20 protein-coding genes are annotated in these 18,427 nt (G+C 34.6%); 5 read left to right on the forward strand and 15 right to left on the reverse strand.

Features of this window, described 5'->3' with window-relative positions; translation table 11 throughout:
- Positions 1-2 precede the first annotated feature (2 nt).
- Complete coding sequence (locus ACPF9A_RS07495; RefSeq protein ID WP_424003125.1) at positions 3-359, forward strand: hypothetical protein; 357 nt, start codon at positions 3-5, stop codon at positions 357-359.
- Here ACPF9A_RS07495 and ACPF9A_RS07500 read toward each other — a convergent pair.
- Together ACPF9A_RS07500 and greA are read right to left on the reverse strand one after the other, a co-directional pair.
- A complete protein-coding gene (locus ACPF9A_RS07500; protein ID WP_424003126.1) occupies positions 346-738 on the reverse strand; it encodes an HIT family protein in 393 nt (130 codons plus the stop codon). The two genes, ACPF9A_RS07495 and ACPF9A_RS07500, sit on opposite strands and share 14 nt — an antisense overlap.
- A gap of 76 nt (positions 739-814) precedes the next feature.
- A complete protein-coding gene (gene greA, locus ACPF9A_RS07505; protein WP_424003128.1) occupies positions 815-1,291 on the reverse strand; it encodes a transcription elongation factor GreA in 477 nt (158 codons plus the stop codon).
- A gap of 135 nt (positions 1,292-1,426) precedes the next feature.
- Here greA and ACPF9A_RS07510 point away from each other — a divergent pair, with 135 nt between their 5' ends.
- Positions 1,427-1,861 carry a Rieske (2Fe-2S) protein gene (locus ACPF9A_RS07510; RefSeq protein WP_424003130.1) on the forward strand — a complete coding sequence of 145 codons (435 nt, stop codon included), beginning with the start codon at positions 1,427-1,429 and terminating at the stop codon, positions 1,859-1,861.
- Between the two features lie 3 nt (positions 1,862-1,864).
- Here ACPF9A_RS07510 and ACPF9A_RS07515 read toward each other — a convergent pair whose 3' ends face one another.
- Complete coding sequence (locus tag ACPF9A_RS07515) at positions 1,865-2,530, reverse strand: hydrolase (protein ID WP_424003132.1); 666 nt, start codon at positions 2,528-2,530, stop codon at positions 1,865-1,867.
- 105 nt (positions 2,531-2,635) lie between these two features.
- Entirely contained in the window at positions 2,636-4,810 is a 2,175-nt protein-coding gene (locus tag ACPF9A_RS07520) for a TonB-dependent receptor (protein ID WP_424003134.1), read from the reverse strand.
- Between the two features lie 362 nt (positions 4,811-5,172).
- On the opposite strand from ACPF9A_RS07520, the gene ACPF9A_RS07525 reads away from it, so the two are divergent.
- Positions 5,173-7,611, forward strand: a complete 2,439-nt coding sequence (locus tag ACPF9A_RS07525) for an ATP-binding protein (RefSeq protein ID WP_424003136.1) — start codon at positions 5,173-5,175, stop codon at positions 7,609-7,611.
- On the opposite strand, the gene ACPF9A_RS07530 is transcribed toward ACPF9A_RS07525, so the two are convergent.
- The 9 genes from ACPF9A_RS07530 to ACPF9A_RS07570 all read right to left on the reverse strand — a co-directional run bounded on the left by ACPF9A_RS07530 (position 7,586) and on the right by ACPF9A_RS07570 (position 14,624).
- Positions 7,586-8,944 carry a sigma-54-dependent transcriptional regulator gene (locus ACPF9A_RS07530; RefSeq protein ID WP_424003138.1) on the reverse strand — a complete coding sequence of 453 codons (1,359 nt, stop codon included), beginning with the start codon at positions 8,942-8,944 and terminating at the stop codon, positions 7,586-7,588. The genes ACPF9A_RS07525 and ACPF9A_RS07530 overlap by 26 nt on opposite strands.
- A 177-nt stretch (positions 8,945-9,121) precedes the next feature.
- Positions 9,122-9,439, reverse strand: a complete 318-nt coding sequence (locus ACPF9A_RS07535) for a hypothetical protein (protein ID WP_424003140.1) — start codon at positions 9,437-9,439, stop codon at positions 9,122-9,124.
- Between the two features lie 617 nt (positions 9,440-10,056).
- Positions 10,057-10,362: a hypothetical protein gene (locus ACPF9A_RS07540; RefSeq protein WP_424003142.1), complete on the reverse strand. Its 306-nt coding sequence runs from the start codon at positions 10,360-10,362 to the stop codon at positions 10,057-10,059.
- A 152-nt stretch (positions 10,363-10,514) separates the two neighbouring features.
- A complete protein-coding gene (locus ACPF9A_RS07545) occupies positions 10,515-10,817 on the reverse strand; it encodes a hypothetical protein (RefSeq protein ID WP_424003144.1) in 303 nt (100 codons plus the stop codon).
- Positions 10,818-11,023: 206 nt separating this feature from the next.
- Positions 11,024-12,562 carry a DUF4301 family protein gene (locus ACPF9A_RS07550; RefSeq protein WP_424003146.1) on the reverse strand — a complete coding sequence of 513 codons (1,539 nt, stop codon included), beginning with the start codon at positions 12,560-12,562 and terminating at the stop codon, positions 11,024-11,026.
- Positions 12,559-13,122, reverse strand: coding sequence for an AAA family ATPase (locus tag ACPF9A_RS07555; protein WP_424003148.1), 564 nt, complete (start codon positions 13,120-13,122; stop codon positions 12,559-12,561). Before ACPF9A_RS07555 ends, ACPF9A_RS07550 begins: the two co-directional genes overlap by 4 nt.
- Positions 13,083-13,715, reverse strand: coding sequence for a nicotinamide riboside transporter PnuC (gene pnuC / locus ACPF9A_RS07560; protein ID WP_424003150.1), 633 nt, complete (start codon positions 13,713-13,715; stop codon positions 13,083-13,085). Before pnuC ends, ACPF9A_RS07555 begins: the two co-directional genes overlap by 40 nt.
- Positions 13,699-13,959 (reverse strand): thiamine-binding protein, encoded by a 261-nt coding sequence (locus ACPF9A_RS07565; protein ID WP_424003152.1) that lies wholly within the window; start codon positions 13,957-13,959, stop codon positions 13,699-13,701. Before ACPF9A_RS07565 ends, pnuC begins: the two co-directional genes overlap by 17 nt.
- Positions 13,960-13,985: 26 nt before the next feature.
- A complete protein-coding gene (locus ACPF9A_RS07570) occupies positions 13,986-14,624 on the reverse strand; it encodes a 4'-phosphopantetheinyl transferase family protein (protein ID WP_424003154.1) in 639 nt (212 codons plus the stop codon).
- An 82-nt stretch (positions 14,625-14,706) separates the two neighbouring features.
- On the opposite strand from ACPF9A_RS07570, the gene ahcY reads away from it, so the two are divergent.
- Complete coding sequence (gene ahcY / locus ACPF9A_RS07575) at positions 14,707-16,023, forward strand: adenosylhomocysteinase (protein WP_424003156.1); 1,317 nt, start codon at positions 14,707-14,709, stop codon at positions 16,021-16,023.
- A 72-nt stretch (positions 16,024-16,095) separates the two neighbouring features.
- Here the strand turns inward: ahcY and ACPF9A_RS07580 are convergent, their stop codons facing one another.
- The gene (locus ACPF9A_RS07580; protein ID WP_424003158.1) at positions 16,096-16,680 is read right to left on the reverse strand and encodes a DUF3332 domain-containing protein; all 585 of its coding nucleotides are present in this window, start codon (positions 16,678-16,680) and stop codon (positions 16,096-16,098) included.
- Between the two features lie 219 nt (positions 16,681-16,899).
- Here ACPF9A_RS07580 and ACPF9A_RS07585 point away from each other — a divergent pair, with 219 nt between their 5' ends.
- The gene (locus ACPF9A_RS07585) at positions 16,900-17,421 is read left to right on the forward strand and encodes a 5' nucleotidase, NT5C type (RefSeq protein ID WP_424003160.1); all 522 of its coding nucleotides are present in this window, start codon (positions 16,900-16,902) and stop codon (positions 17,419-17,421) included.
- On the opposite strand, the gene ACPF9A_RS07590 is transcribed toward ACPF9A_RS07585, so the two are convergent.
- Positions 17,413-18,426, reverse strand: a complete 1,014-nt coding sequence (locus ACPF9A_RS07590; RefSeq protein ID WP_424003162.1) for a phytase — start codon at positions 18,424-18,426, stop codon at positions 17,413-17,415. The genes ACPF9A_RS07585 and ACPF9A_RS07590 overlap by 9 nt on opposite strands.
- Position 18,427: the final 1 nt, after the last annotated feature.

An 18,427-nucleotide genomic window follows, 5' to 3' on the forward strand; every position in this document is an offset into this window, starting at 1 on the left:
TTATGGCCAAGGAAAAACTAGAAGTTATTAAAGAAGCCAATCTAAATAACAACTGTCCTGAATGTTTTAATCAAGATCTGAATCTTACTTTTTACCAAAAACATACATACGGTAGCTTTTTTCATAAAGTTACAGGTGAACTAAGTAATAAATTAGTTTGTAATACCTGCCACTCAAATATTTACCCTGTTACCTGGACAGATGATATTGAACGCATGTTCAACTACTATCAAAAAACAGCTATACCCGCTAAAAAATCATCTAAACCAACGCTGCTTTTTTACAGCCTTATTTTGGTGCTTATTGCATTAGTTGCAGCAGTAATCTATGTATTTATTTCTGGTACTATTCAACTTTAGCCCCAATTGCTTCGGCAAGTTCGGCAAGTTCTTCGTTACTTAATTTTACCTTGTGCTGAAAAGTTGCCTCTTTCATTTCATTTAAAGGAATAAGATGTACATGTACATGTGGTACCTCTAAACCAATAACCGACATACCTACACGCTTACAATCGACAGTTTTCTCTATAGCTTTACCCACTTTTCTAGAAAATAACATTAACTGCACATAGGTTTCTTCGTCAAGATTCAAAATCTTGTTTACCTCTTTTTTAGGTATGCATAATGTATGCCCTTTTGCATTTGGATTAATATCTAGAAAAGCTAAGAAATTTTCATCTTCAGCTACTTTAAAACATGGAATTTCACCATTAATTATCTTCGTAAAAATCGTTGGCATACTCTTGTTTATTTAGTGGGAATAAAAAATCCTACCCCGTTAAAGGATAGGATTAAATATAGTAATTTAATAAAATCTAATCTCTTGTAATCTCAAGAATTTCAAACTTAATAGCTCCGCTAGGCACTACAATTTCTGCAGTGTCGCCTACTTTTTTACCAAGTAGCCCTTTACCTATAGGTGAATTCACAGAAATTTTACCGGTTTTAGTATCCGCTTCGCTTTCAGCAACCAATTTATAAGACATTTCCATGCCGTTAACTTGATTTTTTAATTTTACGGTCGATAGCACCAAAACTTTAGACGTATCTAATTGAGACTCGTCAATTAAACGTGCATTGGCCACCGTATTCTCCATTTTAGCAATTTTCATTTCTAAGAGACCTTGTGCTTCTTTTGCAGCATCATATTCTGCATTTTCTGACAAATCACCTTTATCTCTTGCTTCGCCAATTGCTTGAGACGCCTTTGGTCGCTCAATATCTCGTAAATGATTTAGTTCTGCCTTTAGTTTTTTTAACCCTTCGACAGTATAGTATGATATATTACTCATTACTTCCTCGTTTTATAAATAGACAAATCCTCTGCAATTGCCTGTTAATTCGGCTTTTTAAGCGAGGATTTAACACAAATATACATAATTTTTACGCACATTTGCTGAAGTTTTTCAAAACAAAATTAAAGTAAGATGAACAGATTAAGTATCCTCATTCTATTGATTATCACGGCATGTAGCAATGATGGTACAAACAGAAACCCTTATTTACAAGAAATAAGTTTTCGTTTTGAAGCTAATTTAAATCTTCCTTCCTACAGTCCTCTTACAAATACTGGAAGTGCAGTGTACATTAATAGTGATCTTGCCGGTACTAGAGGTGTTTTTGTTATCAACTCTGGTTTCGATCAGTTTAGAGCTTTTGAAGGCAGTTGCCCAAACCATGCACCAAATGACTGCTCTACCATGGTGTTAGACGGTCAGATTGCAATATGCTCATGTGACAATTATGAATACAGTTTATTTACCGGTCAATTACTAAATAGACCCGATGATGAAAATCGTTATTATGACATGCTAGAATACCGTGCAAGTTTTAGTGGCGGTAGTGTGGTCATTTCTAACTAAACGCTATTCTTCAGCTCGGTACCTATCCATAATTTCTTTGAACAATTCGCCCGTACTTGGCGGAGTGTACGATATTGCATTTGCGCCAGCATCGATGGCGGCAACTATTGTTTCATCTGTTTTGCCCCCTGTAGCAATAATGGCAACATCAGCATCTAAATCTCTTATTCTTTTAATAATGTCGGCTGTTTTACCAGCGCCAGAAACATTAAATATATCAACACCTGCAGCTAGTCTTCCTTTAAAATCATCTTTTTCAGACACTACGGTAATGGTAACTGGTATATCTATTTTTTCTTTCAATAAAGTTATAAGACTATTGGGTGTAGGTTTATTTAAAACTACACCCAATGCGCCTTGAAACTCGGCATGTATTGCCAACTCTAATGATCGTACCCCTGTTGTTAACCCAACACCTACTCCGCAAAAAATAGGTTTATCAGCAGCTAAAATCAATGCATTTGAAATTACAGGTTGCGGGGTAAACGGGTACACCGCAATAATTGCATTGGCATTCGTGTTTCTAATAATTGCCACATCTGTACTAAACAGAAACGACTTTATCGATTGACCAAAAACTCGAATGCCCGAGCATTGAGATATTACTTCTGGTACCGTTACTATATTGTTTCTTAACCTACTACCAAAAATCGGAATATTGCGATCCATAACCCTGAATATTAAAAATCTAATTTAAAATATTCTGGTACACTCCGAACTTTTTAAGCAAACATTTAAGACAAATTTGTAACGGACATAATCCATCGAAAATCCTTAAAAATTTACTGTAGCACCTAACAAAAAATTGGTGCCCGCCTGCGGATAATAACCAGCTCCTTCAATAGTTGTAATAGTGTCTGGCACCGAAAAATCATCATCATAGGTAAAGAAATATCCATTAGAAACATATTTCTCATTGAATACATTGTTTATCAAGCCCGAGAATACAATACTTTTCAAAAACCCATTACAGTTAATAGCATATTGAATATTTAAATCGCTCTGCGAATAGGCATCTAAAACAGAATTTTCAGAATCTATATTCCCCATATACTGCTTGCCAACATATTTAGACAAAAAGGATACTTGAAAATTTTCGGTAGCACTATACGTAAATATATTGCCTATAATCAGATTTGGTGAGAATGCAATATTTGTACTGCCTAGCTCTTGTAATTCGCCATCTCGCTCAAATACAAAATCTTCATTTTTATTAGTGCTTAACGCAATATTTGGTCTTAAAGAGAATTTTTTACTTAATGTAATATTAGCATCTACCTCTAAACCTAAACGGTAACTTTCACCTACATTTTCACGTAATGGTGCACCAACATCGTTCAAAGCACCTGTAAGTACCAATTGATCTTTGTAGTTCATATAATACACGTTGGTGTTTAATTGAACTGCCGAAGAAATATAACGCCATCCTAATTCAAAATCATTTAGTTTTTCTGGCTTAGGGTTTCCACTTTCGTAATCATTTCTATTTGGTTCTCTATTGGCTACCGCATACGACAAGTAGAAATTATTATTCGTATTTAAATCGAATGTTACACCAGCCTTCGGGTTGAAAAAATTAAAGGTATCATCGACCAAACCGGTTTCATCACCATTAGCTTTATACCCAACTGTTCTATATTGCAAGTCTCCGTATAACGACCATTGATCTGTTATTTGATAATTTGCTTTGGTATATATATTAAAATCTGTTTTTGACGAACTGTCATCATAATAACGGTCTCTGTAACTACTATTACTGGCATATCTAGCCCAAATAACCTCGCCAAAGTGATCACCTTCATATTTATTAAAACCCCCACCCATTATTAAATCTAGCCTGTCTTTCTTATAATTTGCAGAAAATACGGTACCATAAAAATCATTGTCTAACCAACGTCTTCTAATAACATCGGTCGTATTCACTTCTTCACCATCTACAATAATTGGCTCAAAACCATAGGTAGAAAAATCATCGTCTTCTTTATACTGCTCAAAGAAACCTCTACCTTTTGTGTAATGAAGGGCGATATTCGTGCTCCAGAAATCTGATATTTTTTCATTCCATAAAAGCTGTGCATGATTTTGCTTATAATCATCAACTTCATTATCATGAAATTGAGTATTGCCATCTAAGTCTGTATAAATACCCGACGGATTAAAAGTTCTATCATCTTTTAAAGTTTGGGCATCTATACCGTACCATGCTTGATAAGTAACCTCATGACCTCCAAAAATCAATGCTTTTATCAAGGTATTATCGTCTTTATAAGCGCCTTGTAAAAAATAAGAATCGAGGTCAGACTTGGCTCTGTCTATGTAACCATCAGAATTGATTTTAGATAATCTACCCGAGATTTCTACATGATCATTTAAATGTCCTGTGCTAAATTTCAGATTATTTCTTAAGGTATTGAAACTACCAACAGAAGTAGATATTTGTCCGTATGCATCTTGCGAGAATCCGTCGGTCAAAATATTTAAACTTGCCCCGAAAGCACCTGCACCGTTGGTAGATGTACCTACGCCACGCTGTAATTGCAAGCTTTCTGTTGAAGAAGCAAAATCTGGCATGTTTACCCAAAAAGTACCTTGCGATTCGGCATCGTTATATGGTATGCCGTTGATTGTTACGTTTACACGTGTAGCATCGCTACCTCTAACTCTAATACCTGTATAACCTACACCAGCACCTGCATCTGTTGTGGTTACTACAGACGGTAAAAAATTCATTAAAACAGGAATATCTTGACCTAAATTTCTAGGCTTAATATCCTCTTTTGTAAGATTTGAAAATGTAACCGGAGATTGCTTGGTTACCCTAATTGCTGAAACGAACACTTCGTCTAACACCACTTTTTGACCTTCTATAGAGTCGGTTTCCTGTTCTTGGGCACAGACACCCATACTTAGCGCCAAACACGCTGCAATTGTGAAAATAGATAGTTTCATTCGTAAAATAATTACGAATAAAAGGGGCTATTATTCTAAAGTTAAAATTGATTTTTGAGCAACTACGCTCGATTTCCAAAAGACTTCACATGAAAAAAAAACATTCACACTACATCTTACTCCAAAAATTTTAAAAATTTTCGAATTGTCCCTTGGCAGCATTACCTGCCCAGGTTCTTTGGGTATAATCTCAGCTTCGTTCCAATACAAGAACTAGGCACCCCTTTGAGATGCCGCAAATGTAATACACATAATTCATCTCTCATAAAGAAATTTAAAAAAATAACAACTCGCTTAATTAACAACATTTTAGAACTTATTTACAAGGTTTTACCGTACTTATACTATGTATTAATAGCCACATGAATTCAACGAAAAATAAGTTCACACTTAAAATTACCATAAGCTACCTACTGCTAATTATTTTGGGGGTTATAGCATCTTATTACGTCTACACAGAAGTTCAAGATTATATCGCTACAGAGACAACTACCGATAAAGACAATAAGCTTCTTAGAACCAACTCTTTTCTTGCCCAACTGTATGAGGCAGAGAGTCTTTCTAAACTTGCATTACAAACAAAGAGCAAAGTTAATTTTACGGCTTACGAGCTTAAAATCGACTCACTTTATATAAATATCGAAGAATTAAAAACCTTAACCGAAAGTGATTACCAACATGGTCTTTTAGATAGTCTTCGCTCTCTTTTAAAGAGAAAAGTTGCCAATATCAATGCCTTGCGCTCTATTAGACTTAAAGACCAAACGGGCACTGCTATAAATTCTGCCTTGAAAGAATTTGATAAACTTGAAGAATCTTTGGGCATTATAAAACCCGAAGGATTGGCTCCAAATCTTGATGAACTATCTCCAAAAGCACAAAGTACCATTAAAAAAGTGGCAGACTACTTAAATGCCAATGTGCCCGAAGAAGGTAATGCACAACAAAAAGCACAAAAAATGGATAGTGTTGTTCAGGTTTCTAAAAATCTTTTAAAAGATGTACAGCAAGAAAATAACCAGAACGAAAATTCTTTAGCCGTTAGAGAAACCAATATTAATAGAACCGACATTGAACTCTCTCAACAATTGAGAACCATACTTTCTTCTTTTGAACAGGAAATTATTATGAACAGCTTAGCAAATTCAATAAAAAAAGAAAGCTTACTAAAAAGAAGTATTCGACTAGCTGTTATTGCTGCAATTCTCGGCTTTTTGGTGGTTGGCGTTTTTACATTTATACTTAATCGAGATTTTTGGAAAGCCAACCTATACCGCGAAAAACTAGAGAAAGAAAAAGCGTATTCAGAATCTCTTTTAAAAAGTAGAGAACAACTGATTGCTACTGTAAGTCACGATTTAAGAACCCCGCTGAATACCATAAGTGGTTATGCGACCATTATTGAAGAATCTAACGATACAAAAAAGAACAAAGAACATATTACACACATAAAATCTGCCACAACATATGTAAATAATTTAGTGAACGACTTGCTTGATTTCTCGCAGTTGGAGGCCGGTAAGATGGTTGCCAAGAATTCTACTTTTAGGTTGGATAAGTTGATACAGGAAAGTTCTAGAAATATAGCCTCTCAGTATGTAAGCAAAGACATTGAACTAATTTTAAAGTTAGACGATTCTTTAAAACAACCGATACATTCGGATGCTTTTCGTTTACGTCAAATCATCTCTAACTTATTAGGTAATGCCTATAAATTTACAGAAAAAGGATGCATCAACTTAACCGGAAGCGTTACCGAATCTAAAGTACTTTTTCTTAAAATTACCGATACAGGTATCGGTATTTCTAAAGAAAAACAAGAGCTTATTTTTAAGGAATTCACTCAAGCAGAAAGCGATACCGATAAGAAATATGGTGGTTACGGACTGGGACTTACCATAACCAAAAAACTTACAGAACTGTTAGAAGGTATTATTTTATTGGAAAGTGAGATTAATAAAGGAAGCACCTTTACATTACAAATACCCATCAAATTTAGTAAACAACCTGAGCAGGTAATACAAGAAAATATTGATTTAAGTGATTTAAAAATGATTGTTTTTGATGACGATGTCTCCTTTTTAAAACTCATTGGCGAGATGCTTAAATCTGCAGGAATTGAAGCAAAGCTATTTTCAGACTTCAATGAATTTAAACCTAATGATAACTTCAATTTTGATATGGTTTTGACCGATATAGAAATGCCTACGGTTACTGGTTATGATATAGTCACTCAGCTGAAATCTGGTGAATTTAAAAAATTTAATCATCAACCGATTTTAGCAATGACCGGTCGACGCGATTTAACTTTAGAACATTTTACTGAAAAAGGTTTCTCTAATCTTATTCGTAAGCCTTTTTCTAAAACAGAATTATTGCAAAAGCTTCATGTCCTTTTCAATAATGCAGATGAAATCATACCTACAGAAGAGTCTGCTGCCACCACAAATTCTCAGCAACTATACAGCATAAATACCTTGAAAATGTTTTTAGGCGATGACCAAAACGCTATCGATGAAGTATTGTTTATTTTCAAAAAGGATACAGAAGAAAATGCACTTTTACTGAGTACTGCATTTGATAACAATGATATTAAACAAATAAATTCAGTAGCACATAAAATGCTACCTATGTTCCGCCAGTTAGAAGTTCTAACTGCTATTCCTATTTTAGAGACTTTTGAAGTTTTGAATAGAGGTGATTTCTCTCATCAACAACTCAAGGCGAAAAATATAGAATTACGAAGGGAGATTAAAAACTTAATAGAAGCACTTTCTACAAATCCAAATCATAATAGTTGATTCTATTATACAGTGTTTTTCTTGTAACCTGTAGTATTTTTGCTGCTTTCGATTTATTATAATTAGTGCGCTTTAAAGCATTTACAATTTGTTCTTTTTCGAATTCCGCCTTTGAAAGACTCCCTAATTCGGCTGTTTCTAAAACCGGACTCATCAACTCCGACGGTAGAACCTTTGCTTCTACTTTATCTGAAGTAGATAGTAAAACTGCGCGCTGAATTACATTCTGTAATTCTCGAATGTTACCTGGCCAATGATAGGCATTAAAAATATCCCACACCTCATCAGAAAAATCAACAATTTGTTTATTCAACTTTTCATTGAATTTCCTTAGAAAGTGAGAAGCCAAAACCGGTAAATCGCCGTGTCTATTTTTCAAAGCAGGTATTTGCAATGAAAACTCATTCAATCGATGATACAGATCTTCACGAAAAGTGCCTTTTTCAACTGCAGCTTTTAAATCTTCATTTGTGGCAGATAGTATTCGAACATCAACTTCTATTTCGGTATTACTACCTATTCTTTTTATTTTGCGCTCTTGTAAGGCTCTTAATAACTGTATTTGATTCTCGTAAGAAAGATTACCTACCTCATCTAAAAACAAAGTACCACCGTTGGCAGCTTCAAAACTCCCGACTTTATCGTTCACAGCACCTGTGAAACTTCCTTTTATATGACCAAAGAACTCACTTGCGGCCAATTCTTTAGGTATTGCCCCACAATCTAATGCTATAAAAGGCTTTTCGTTTCTCGTACTTTTTTGATGAATGGCATTTGCAGTAACCTCTTTACCTGTGCCACTTTCCCCTATAATCAAAACCGACATATCTGTAGGTGCTACCAACACAATATACTCTTCCAATTTCTCGGTTGCATCGCTGGTTAAAATAAATTCTTGAGATGTAGATGATTTTGATTCACCCAAAGCAGTCGCTTTTGAATTTTCGGTCACGGTATGTACTGGTTTTTTAAAAGTAATTGGCTTAGCACTTAATGCACCATCAATTACCAATAACATCTGATCAGGGGTAAAAGGTTTAGAGATATAATCGTAAGCTCCCATTTTCATTGCTTTTACCGCAGTAGCAACTTCTGCATACCCAGTCATTACAATTACCGGAATTTTATCTTTCAAATCAGACACCAATTTAATTCCGTCATAATCTGGTAATCGTAAATCTGTAATTACTAATTGAAAATCGTGTTCTTTTAATTGCTTTTCACCATCTAACCCGGTGTGACTTAGCATAACTTCATAATTATTTCTTGCCAAAAACTTTTGAAGCATTTGTGCGAATGAAGTATCGTCTTCAATTATTAAAATTTTGGGCATAGTCGTTTGGGTATTCAAAGTATCTACGTAAAAATACCATTCGCCGACTATTAGTATTTTAAAATTATCATAAAGCTTTTATGCATTCATTTAAAAAACTTCATAAAAAAAGGAAAGAATAGCCTTTAGCTATCCTTTCCTGACCAAACCAACTTGAACAAACAAGTTTCTCTATAATTACATATCTATCCAATTACCTTCTTCATCTGCATACACCGTACCTTGTGTACCATCTTCAAGAGATAATACTAGCTTATATTGTTTCTTTTCATTTGTATATGCCTTATCTAAATTTGCCGTTGGAAAATTCTTTGATACTGCATTTGTTACCGCTTGTGGTACTTCTGCAACCGAAATCTCTTCGAAATCTTCTGTTGCTATTGAAATCTCATTTACTTGGTTATGCTGAATTCCATTTTCTGAAACCAATACATCTTGCGCATTCATTGCAAAACCGCCTATTGTCATCGCTCCTAATAAAAATAAAGTTTTCATCTTTTTTATATTTAAGTTAATAATACATATCAATACTATTAACTAAGAAAAAAGAATGCCAGAAAACCTCAGAACAACATAAGTATTGATTTTCAATACTTTACAGGAATTTCAACCTTTTTGCACTTGAGTAAAATTGTAACATTAGAGTATAACTGTATAATTTTTACCCAGTAAAATCATCACCTATTCGGCGATTTTAGAACTTAAATAAAGACAAAAAAAAGGAGCTGCAAATTGCAGCCCCCCTCAAACCACCTATCAAACTCTTGTCTTAAAATTCTAAATCAACACCTCAATCAATTCAACAACAACTAAAATTGGCAATGCTAATCCGGGGGATTATTTCAAATACAATTATCTGGTGGCACCTTCATAGTTAACGGTTAGTGTTTACGCGAAAGTGATATTTTACTTATTTATTTCTCCCATACTAATTTTGATATTACAATTAATGCTAAAATCAAAACTGTGCTTATGACCGAAATAAATACTAATGTGACCATGTTTCATAACTTGCTTCACTTATTAAGACACAACATTTTCTGGTAGGTCACATTTTAAATAAAAAAAAACTGCATTTTGCAGTTTTTTTTTATTCCTGTATATTAAACAGCTTACTTTTTAATGATCCAATTACCATACTGGTCTATATATACCGTCTTTCTTGTACCACTTTTAAGAACCATTATTAATTTAAATTCTCCTTTATCGTTTTTAAAAGCTCCCCCAAGTTTAGAGGTTGGGTATTGCTTTAATATCTCTTCAATAACCGGTGGTGTTAATTCACTCGATTTTATTTTTATGAATTCATCGGCCGTAACAGCTACAATTTCGGTTTTAATTACATCTGAACTAGTTTTAGCTGTTGCCGTAAACATAATTCCAAAAGTTAAGAATACAAGTAGTGCGTAATTTTTCATGCTTAATATTTTAATCGTTAATAACTCTCGCTCTTTCATTATTTACGGACCAATCTTCCATATGGATTATTACTTAACGAAATTTTAAATTTTTAAATGAAAAAAGCTGCCTAGGCAGCTTTTTATAAACAACTAACTCAAACTTATAATAGTTACATTTCTAACCAGTTACCGTCTGCATCTGCATAAAGTATTGTCGAAGCTCCATCTTGTGAAGTAATTTCTAATTTATAGTTATTTTCATCATCTACATATGCTTTGTTCAGCATTGCACCTTCATAATCGGTTGCCAATGCATTAACTATCGGCTCTGGTAAATCAGATGCTGCTACCTCTGTATAATCTTGTAAAAAGATTTCCTCCATAATACCATCGTGAAATATAATCGGGCTAGCTGCGGTACCTATTGTTAAACTACCTATTGCTAAAGCTGTGGCGAAAACTAATTTTTTCATCTTTATAAATTTTAGATTAAATATTCTTGATAGGTATATTAGAAAAATTATGCCAATACGAAGATCACCTATAAACAATACTTAAAATACTGTATTACAGCTTTTTATAATACATGATGCTAAATATGAAGTTGGGTAAAACTGTGTGTAAATAAAAAAAGTGTGTAGAAACTACACACTTTTTATACTATAATATAGGCTGCAACTTAAGCCTGATGCGAATCTTTTAAAAGATCCACCACACTTTTTACAGGATTAAAGGTTACCAATGGTACTTCTACAAAAATGGTATTCCAAAATGCCATAGCTCCATTCCATAATCCCGGAAGCTCTAATGCTTTTAGTTCTTTACCATCTTTTGTTTTACCTGTTATAAAACCTTGTTTTTCATCTACGAACTTTAATAGGTCATATTTCTCACCCCTATAATTACGAACAGCACAAACCAAATCTACCGGATTAAAGTGGGTAGAATTCTTAAGAAGATCTGCTTGTTGCGCGTCATCCATATCTATTTGAGCAGATTCTATAATCTGTAAAGAAACTTCACCTTTACCATTGGTTACCCAAAACGGACCACCACCTGGCTCACCTTCATTCTTAACCATACCGCAGATCCGTATTGGTCTATTAACCTTATCTTTTAGTATAGCGATTTTATCGGTATTCGATTTTGAATCGAAGTCTTTTGAAAAACGAACATTTAAGTTGGTACCCAAGAAATTTCTAATTTCCTCTATTTCTACATCCTCTACATCGACCTTATCAAGTAAAGCGGCATATTCAAATGCTTTTTCTTGCTCTTTTAACAGAACACCCGCCAAAACTTTTTTGCTGTCGGCAACTGCCTTGGCATCTTTCATTACGGCAACGTTATCAATATTCTTTATAAAAATTATGTCAGCATCTTGTTCGTTTAAATTTTGAATTAATGCACCATGCCCACCTGGTCTAAATAACACAGAGCCGTCTTCATTTCTAAAAGGATTATTATTCATATCTACCGCTAAAGTATCGGTAGACGATTTTTGAAACGAATAATCTACGTCATAAGTAACACCGGTATCAGCAGAAACTTTTGGTCCTGATTCACTAAATTCTTTATCGAACATTTCTTCATGCTGCTCAGAAATCGTAAAATGAAGTTTTGCCTTCCCATTAGAACCTGCATATAACGCACCTTCTTTTAAATGCTCTTCAAATGGTGTAGCTACAGACGATTTATAATTATGAAATGGTAATAACCCCTTAGGATAAAAACCATAATTAAGTGCATTCTCGCCTAGTAGCTCAGTCACAAAACTAAACACCTTTTGACCTTGAGCATTAGATTTCAAACTTAATCTATCCATTACCTTTTGGTAAAATGGAAACCGTTCTAATCCTTCAGAGAACTTCTTAATATCGGTATCATTGGTTCTTGATAAATAAGCATCCAATGTTTCTTCAGCAGGGTTATATGCATCTAAAAAACTAAATAACGCTTTAAACATTCTAGAAGCTGCACCAGAAGCCGGTACAAATTTTAAAATATCCAGTCCCTTGAGTTTAGAATCATAAAATGAAATAAGTTCTTTCTCTTCGGCATCAGAGAATTTTAGAATACCATTACCGATTACGGCTGCGTTCTCTAGTTTCACGAAAGGGATGCCTTCTTTAAATGTGTTGATATGACTCAACATATTTTCTTTTGAAATTCCCTTTTTCTCCAGTTGCTTTAGGTCTTTATCTGTAAGTTCAATCATTTATTTAATAAGGTATCTATATGGTTAATGGCTTTTTCTAAACGTTGTTTTTTGTTCCCCTTCAAGGTAATAAAATTTTTGCCGTATTTTTCTAAAGTATCTTTAAAATAATTGAACATTTCTTCCCTTTCATTTGGCTTATCCCTTAAGTCATCTGCCTCCCACGGTATGTCAATATAAGTTAATAGATAAAGATCATAGGTATTCTCCAAGGCATACTTTTCTAGCACAGGATCGCAATCACCTATATAATATGCTTCTGAATACACTTTAGTTTCCAACAGGTCGGTATCGCAAATAAGAATATCGGTCGCCTTTTTTGTTAGCTTGTTTTCTAATTTCATTTGCCCTTCGGCAATAGGTAACAAGTCATGCGGTTCGCAGGTTTTACGTTCGTTATTCCATTTGTCTTGTAGATAGTCTCTGGCATATTCTGGCACCCAAACGGTATGGTAATGCCTAGCCAATTGTTCTGACAACGTTGTTTTGCCCGTAGATTCTGGACCGAAAAGAACCACTTTTATGACATCTGAAGGTTCTTGCTTGTATTTTTCTTCCATGCATTATAACCGTAAACGGCCAATATTGTAAAAATGAGATATTGAATACTAGTAAACGTAAATCCTTTATAAAAGTATAAGGGGATAGATATTAGATCTCCAATGATCCAATATATCCAATTTTCTACTTTCCTCTTGGCCATCAGCCACATACCCACAAAAAATATAGCTGTTGTTATGGTATCAACATAAGCCGTCCAACTATTCCATTTATCAAAAACTTGATATACGATAAAAACAAAAATGATAGTACCTATAAAAATGAAAATTGAGGTGATATTTTCTTTTTTGGTTACTCTTGTTATCGGTGTGTAATGATCTGCATCTACTTTTCTTGTCCATATATACCAACCATATAAACTCATTATAAAGTAGTAGGCATTGATCATCATATCGCCCAATAGACCCCACTTTAATAAAAGATAGACAAATATCGAAGTACTTACCAACCCTGTAGGGTATACTAAAATTTTATTCTGTTTGGAAAACCATACCGACAACAGTCCGAAAATGACTGCTATAATCTCAAGCATAATATCTAAAGCGTCATAATCGGCATATTGACCAAAGAGATAATCAAAAATGGGGCTCATAGTCGCTTCGATCAGATTTAACTATTTTCATGAATAAAAGTCCGCGGTCCATCAGCTCGAATGCCGTTTTAATTTCGGTATTCAACACTTTCATTACTTCATCATAAGTACCATAAACCTGCGTGCTCAACGGATTCTCAAACACGGTCAAACCGCATTCGCGCAGTTTTTTTATGAAATTTATAATGTGTTGCTCAAAATCATCTTGCAATGGTGAAAAGGTCAATTCTACTGATATATCCATATAAAATACGCTATCTATTATTTATTCTATTCTTTATCTCTGGTGGCATAAACGCAGGTGAATTCTTCAAATTCTAAAAATCTAATCTTATAGTTAGATAAATTTCCTTCGAAAATAATTTGTGCCGTTGTTTCATTGTCATCGAATCTAAAATCTTGAACGTCGATGTGATGCAGAAAACTAACGCCCCTATGACCATAAATCTTATAAAGTGATTCTTTAGCCCCCCATACAATGGTTAATTTTCTAACCACTGCCGCAGTATTTGCCAGTGTTCTATACTCTTCAAAAGGGGTAAATTTATGTGCTATTCGTAAAATTTTATCGCGTTGCATTTCGATATCAATGCCCACATGTTCAGCTGAACTGACAATAATAGCCGTAAAATTATGCGAATGGGTAATCGATATTAACTTACCATCTTTTAAATGGGGTTTTCCGTTTTCATCATACATCAAATCGGCATCGGTATAATTATACTCCCGCAATAAATGTCTTATACTTAAGAAAGCCTTGCGGTGGAGTTCAGATTTCATTCCGTTAAACCTATTTTGGCAATAAGGCGTAAGAACGATCTCTTTCCACAGGTTTTCTTCTGTCTCTACAACCTTCCAAATAGCTAGAGAGGTTTCTTCATTTACTGTTATAGTTTTGTAAAGCGGCATGAGATTCTTAGTGTTATTCGTACCTTTGCACGAATTAAAAATTGCTGTACACAGATTAACGAAAGTATAAAATAATAAAGATATGAGCACGAAAACTATTCCGTATGTGCCTTATAAGGTTAAGGATATATCCCTTGCTGGTTGGGGGAGAAAAGAAATCGAACTAGCAGAAGCTGAAATGCCAGGTTTAATGGCACTAAGAGATGAGTATAAAAATGAGCAACCGTTAAAAGGTGCTCGTATTGCAGGTTGTCTTCATATGACCATACAAACCGCTGTACTTATTGAAACATTGACCGCTCTTGGCGCAGATGTTACTTGGAGCTCATGTAACATATTTTCTACCCAAGATCAAGCAGCAGCAGCTATTGCAGCAGCAGGTGTACCTGTTTATGCTTGGAAAGGTATGAACGAAGAAGAATTCGACTGGTGTATCGAGCAAACCTTATTCTTTGGTGAAGACAGAAAACCATTGAACATGATTTTAGATGATGGTGGTGATCTTACCAATATGGTTTTAGACAAATACCCAGAAATGGCTGCAGGTATTAAAGGTCTTTCTGAAGAAACTACAACGGGGGTTCACCGTTTATACGAGCGTGTAAAGAAAGGAACTTTACCGATGCCCGCTATTAACGTAAATGACTCGGTTACTAAATCGAAATTCGATAATAAATATGGTTGTCGCGAGAGTGCTGTAGATGCTATTCGTAGGGCTACAGATACTATGCTTGCAGGTAAAAAAGTTGTTGTTGCTGGTTACGGCGATGTGGGTAAAGGTACCGCAGCTTCTTTTAAAGGTGCTGGTTCTATTGTTACCGTTACTGAAATTGACCCTATTTGTGCATTACAAGCTTGTATGGACGGATTTGAGGTTAAAAAACTAGAAACGGTTATTGGTAATGCTGATATTGTAATTACTACAACCGGAAATAAAGATATTATTAGAGCTGAGCATTTTGAAGCCCTAAAGGATAAAGCTATCGTTTGTAACATTGGTCATTTTGACAATGAGATTGACATGGCATGGTTGAACAAGAACCACGGAAATACAAAAGATGAAATAAAGCCACAGGTTGATAAGTACACTATTAACGGTAAGGACTTAATTATTTTGGCAGAAGGTAGATTGGTAAACTTAGGTTGTGCAACTGGGCACCCTAGTTTTGTTATGAGTAACTCATTTACCAACCAAACACTAGCTCAAATAGAGCTTTGGAAAAACAGTGCCAATTACGAAAATGATGTTTATATGTTACCTAAGCATTTAGATGAGAAGGTTGCAAAACTTCACTTATCTCGTTTAGGAGCCGAACTTACGGAATTGAAAAAAGACCAAGCAGATTATATCGGTGTTACCGTTGATGGTCCTTTCAAGCCTGAGTACTACAGATACTAGAACATTGGTTTTAGAAACTAAAAAGGTCCTGATGAATATCAGGACCTTTTTTAATTTTATATGTTCTTCAGATTAGTTGTTTTCTGCCAACATACCTTCTAGATAATAACAATCTGTTTGCTCTTTAATTTGAGCCAAACCTTCTTCTTTAGAGCTTAACGGATTAATTTTAACCTCTTCTCCGTTTGGCATGTATACGATATAAAATCCTTCTTCAAAAGAAGATAATTTTATTATCTCACCATTTGGTCTTACAGCATTCCAAGATTTTTCACTTGGCTTATAAACTAAATCAATTTTCTTTCCTTTTTTAGGTCCATCAACTACGGTTACTTGCATTCTGTTCTTAGTAGCGGTCATCTCAAAGGTATTACCATCTCTTTCTACCATCTGGGTTTCTGATTCCCCTTCTTCCATCGCAATTGGGTTAGAACCTCCCCAAAATTCTATTACGTTGAAGATAATGGTGTCTCCTAAAAAGAATAAACCATATACCGGAATTATATTTAAGCCCCAAAACACCAAATTATTTACAAACTTACTGTCAGACAACCCTTGATTCCAGTCTTTTAAATTATTGAACGCACTAAAAGACCCTAAGCAACTAGAGAATAATAACGTACTTGCCATTGCAACACAGATAATTGATTTTTTCATGATATGATTTGTTTAGAATTAGTTCAGCAAAATACAACTCAAAACTTCTTATATTTTCTCTTTTACATTTTATTGTTAACTCTATAGATGATTTTAGCTGCTCATTGTTCTAAATGATTGTTAAGCAGTCCGTCATTTTGCTTCAAAATTCTTAGTTTTAATTTTCCACTGAAAACTTGGTTTTAGAACCATCATTTTATACTATTTAAATTAAAATATATGATACTTTTCGTTGACATGGACGAGGTTATTGCTGATACCTATGGCGCCCATATAGAACTTTACAACACTGAATTTAACGGAGAACTAACAAAAGATTTATGCTCGGGTACCGAGGTATGGCGCATGGTTCCAGAAGCGTACCAAGAAAGTGTTCGTAAGCACGCTACAAGAAGAGGGTTCTTCAGAAATCTAAAACCTATTGCAGGTAGTCAAGAAATATTATCTAAGCTTGCGGACAAACATGAAGTCTATATCGCATCGGCCGCCATGCAATTCCCTAACTCTTTAGAAGAAAAAAGCGAATGGTTAGATGAGCACTTTCCTTTTTTACCTTGGCAAAATAGAATTCTTTGCGGTCACAAACACATTCTCAAAGGAGATATACTTATAGACGACAGAAGTTTTAATCTAGAAAATTTTGATGGCAGAAGCCTACAATTTACCTCGCCACACAATGTAAACACTGAAGGGTTTGAACGTGTAAATACTTGGTTTGAGATTGGGGAGAAATTATTGTAACCCCAACCTCTTCAAGTCATAAAAGTAAAAGTTCTTTTCGTCGTTCATAGCGACGAAAAGTCCATTTTTGAATGTATCATTTAACGGCACAGTTACCGCCTCACAACCATCAGTTGCGGTGGTAGAAAGATTCACAGTAGTAATATAGGCATTGGTTTCCCTATCAAAAATGTTGAACTCGCCCTTCTGTTGGTTAGATACAATTAAATAACCATGTCCATCTGTGTAAGATGCAATAGCAATACCTTCTATATCTTCATCAAAATATTCACCCCCAAAACAAGAAATCTCTTCATTTCCCATACTTGGTTCTGCATGGTATTTTTTAATGCACACACCTTCATCAGAGAAATAAACAAAACCATTTTCATCATCTACAGCAATTGCCTCAATTTCTTTGACTCCGCTAAACTTGCCGAATTTTCGAACATAATTGGAGGTTACACCAAGACTATCAGCAATAAGAGTATACTGATACAGATAACCATCTGCAGGACCAGTTTTTCTACCTACAATAGCATATACAGTTGCATCCTTGGGTGACTTAAATAAGCTTACCCCCATTGGCAATCTATTCTCTTCTAATTCCTCATCTTCAAATACCTTAAAACCACCACCGTCTAAAGGCTTCATATCAGGTACAGAAAACATTCTTATTTGCTGTTTCTCACGCTCTGTAAAAACCAAAATATCGGTTACCGTAGAATCGTTCAACTGAAAGCCATATTCAATATCGACATTGTTTGGGCGTTGAATATCTCTAATAGTTTTATCCTGAATAATTTTTCCGTTCAAATCAAAAGCATAGATAGCACCATTAGTTTTTTTATCGGTTCCAAAAACAATACTCTCAGCAGGATTTTTAGGGTTAACCCAAATAGCAGGGTCATCGGTATCGTTCAACGTAAATTCTGTGATAACATCAGGTATAATTTTTGGTAACCTACTTTGTCTGCAAGAAACCATAACAATTGTAAGCACTAGTAAATATGATATATTTTTCATT

This window comes from Maribacter sp. IgM3_T14_3 (assembly GCF_049603095.1).
GTDB lineage: Bacteria > Bacteroidota > Bacteroidia > Flavobacteriales > Flavobacteriaceae > Maribacter.

Excerpts from the sequence above, each read along its gene's own strand:
- ACPF9A_RS07495 (WP_424003125.1), top strand. The coding sequence starts at position 3 with ATGGCCAAGGAAAAACTAGAAGTTATTAAAGAAGCCAATCTAAATAAC.
- ACPF9A_RS07500 (WP_424003126.1), bottom strand. The coding sequence starts at position 738 with ATGCCAACGATTTTTACGAAGATAATTAATGGTGAAATTCCATGTTTT.
- greA (WP_424003128.1), bottom strand. The coding sequence starts at position 1,291 with ATGAGTAATATATCATACTATACTGTCGAAGGGTTAAAAAAACTAAAG.
- ACPF9A_RS07510 (WP_424003130.1), top strand. The coding sequence starts at position 1,427 with ATGAACAGATTAAGTATCCTCATTCTATTGATTATCACGGCATGTAGC.
- ACPF9A_RS07515 (WP_424003132.1), bottom strand. The coding sequence starts at position 2,530 with ATGGATCGCAATATTCCGATTTTTGGTAGTAGGTTAAGAAACAATATA.
- ACPF9A_RS07520 (WP_424003134.1), bottom strand. The coding sequence starts at position 4,810 with ATGAAACTATCTATTTTCACAATTGCAGCGTGTTTGGCGCTAAGTATG.
- ACPF9A_RS07525 (WP_424003136.1), top strand. The coding sequence starts at position 5,173 with ATGAATTCAACGAAAAATAAGTTCACACTTAAAATTACCATAAGCTAC.
- ACPF9A_RS07530 (WP_424003138.1), bottom strand. The coding sequence starts at position 8,944 with ATGCCCAAAATTTTAATAATTGAAGACGATACTTCATTCGCACAAATG.
- ACPF9A_RS07535 (WP_424003140.1), bottom strand. The coding sequence starts at position 9,439 with ATGAAAACTTTATTTTTATTAGGAGCGATGACAATAGGCGGTTTTGCA.
- ACPF9A_RS07540 (WP_424003142.1), bottom strand. The coding sequence starts at position 10,362 with ATGAAAAATTACGCACTACTTGTATTCTTAACTTTTGGAATTATGTTT.
- ACPF9A_RS07545 (WP_424003144.1), bottom strand. The coding sequence starts at position 10,817 with ATGAAAAAATTAGTTTTCGCCACAGCTTTAGCAATAGGTAGTTTAACA.
- ACPF9A_RS07550 (WP_424003146.1), bottom strand. The coding sequence starts at position 12,562 with ATGATTGAACTTACAGATAAAGACCTAAAGCAACTGGAGAAAAAGGGA.
- ACPF9A_RS07555 (WP_424003148.1), bottom strand. The coding sequence starts at position 13,122 with ATGGAAGAAAAATACAAGCAAGAACCTTCAGATGTCATAAAAGTGGTT.
- pnuC (WP_424003150.1), bottom strand. The coding sequence starts at position 13,715 with ATGAGCCCCATTTTTGATTATCTCTTTGGTCAATATGCCGATTATGAC.
- ACPF9A_RS07565 (WP_424003152.1), bottom strand. The coding sequence starts at position 13,959 with ATGGATATATCAGTAGAATTGACCTTTTCACCATTGCAAGATGATTTT.
- ACPF9A_RS07570 (WP_424003154.1), bottom strand. The coding sequence starts at position 14,624 with ATGCCGCTTTACAAAACTATAACAGTAAATGAAGAAACCTCTCTAGCT.
- ahcY (WP_424003156.1), top strand. The coding sequence starts at position 14,707 with ATGAGCACGAAAACTATTCCGTATGTGCCTTATAAGGTTAAGGATATA.
- ACPF9A_RS07580 (WP_424003158.1), bottom strand. The coding sequence starts at position 16,680 with ATGAAAAAATCAATTATCTGTGTTGCAATGGCAAGTACGTTATTATTC.
- ACPF9A_RS07585 (WP_424003160.1), top strand. The coding sequence starts at position 16,900 with ATGATACTTTTCGTTGACATGGACGAGGTTATTGCTGATACCTATGGC.
- ACPF9A_RS07590 (WP_424003162.1), bottom strand. The coding sequence starts at position 18,426 with ATGAAAAATATATCATATTTACTAGTGCTTACAATTGTTATGGTTTCT.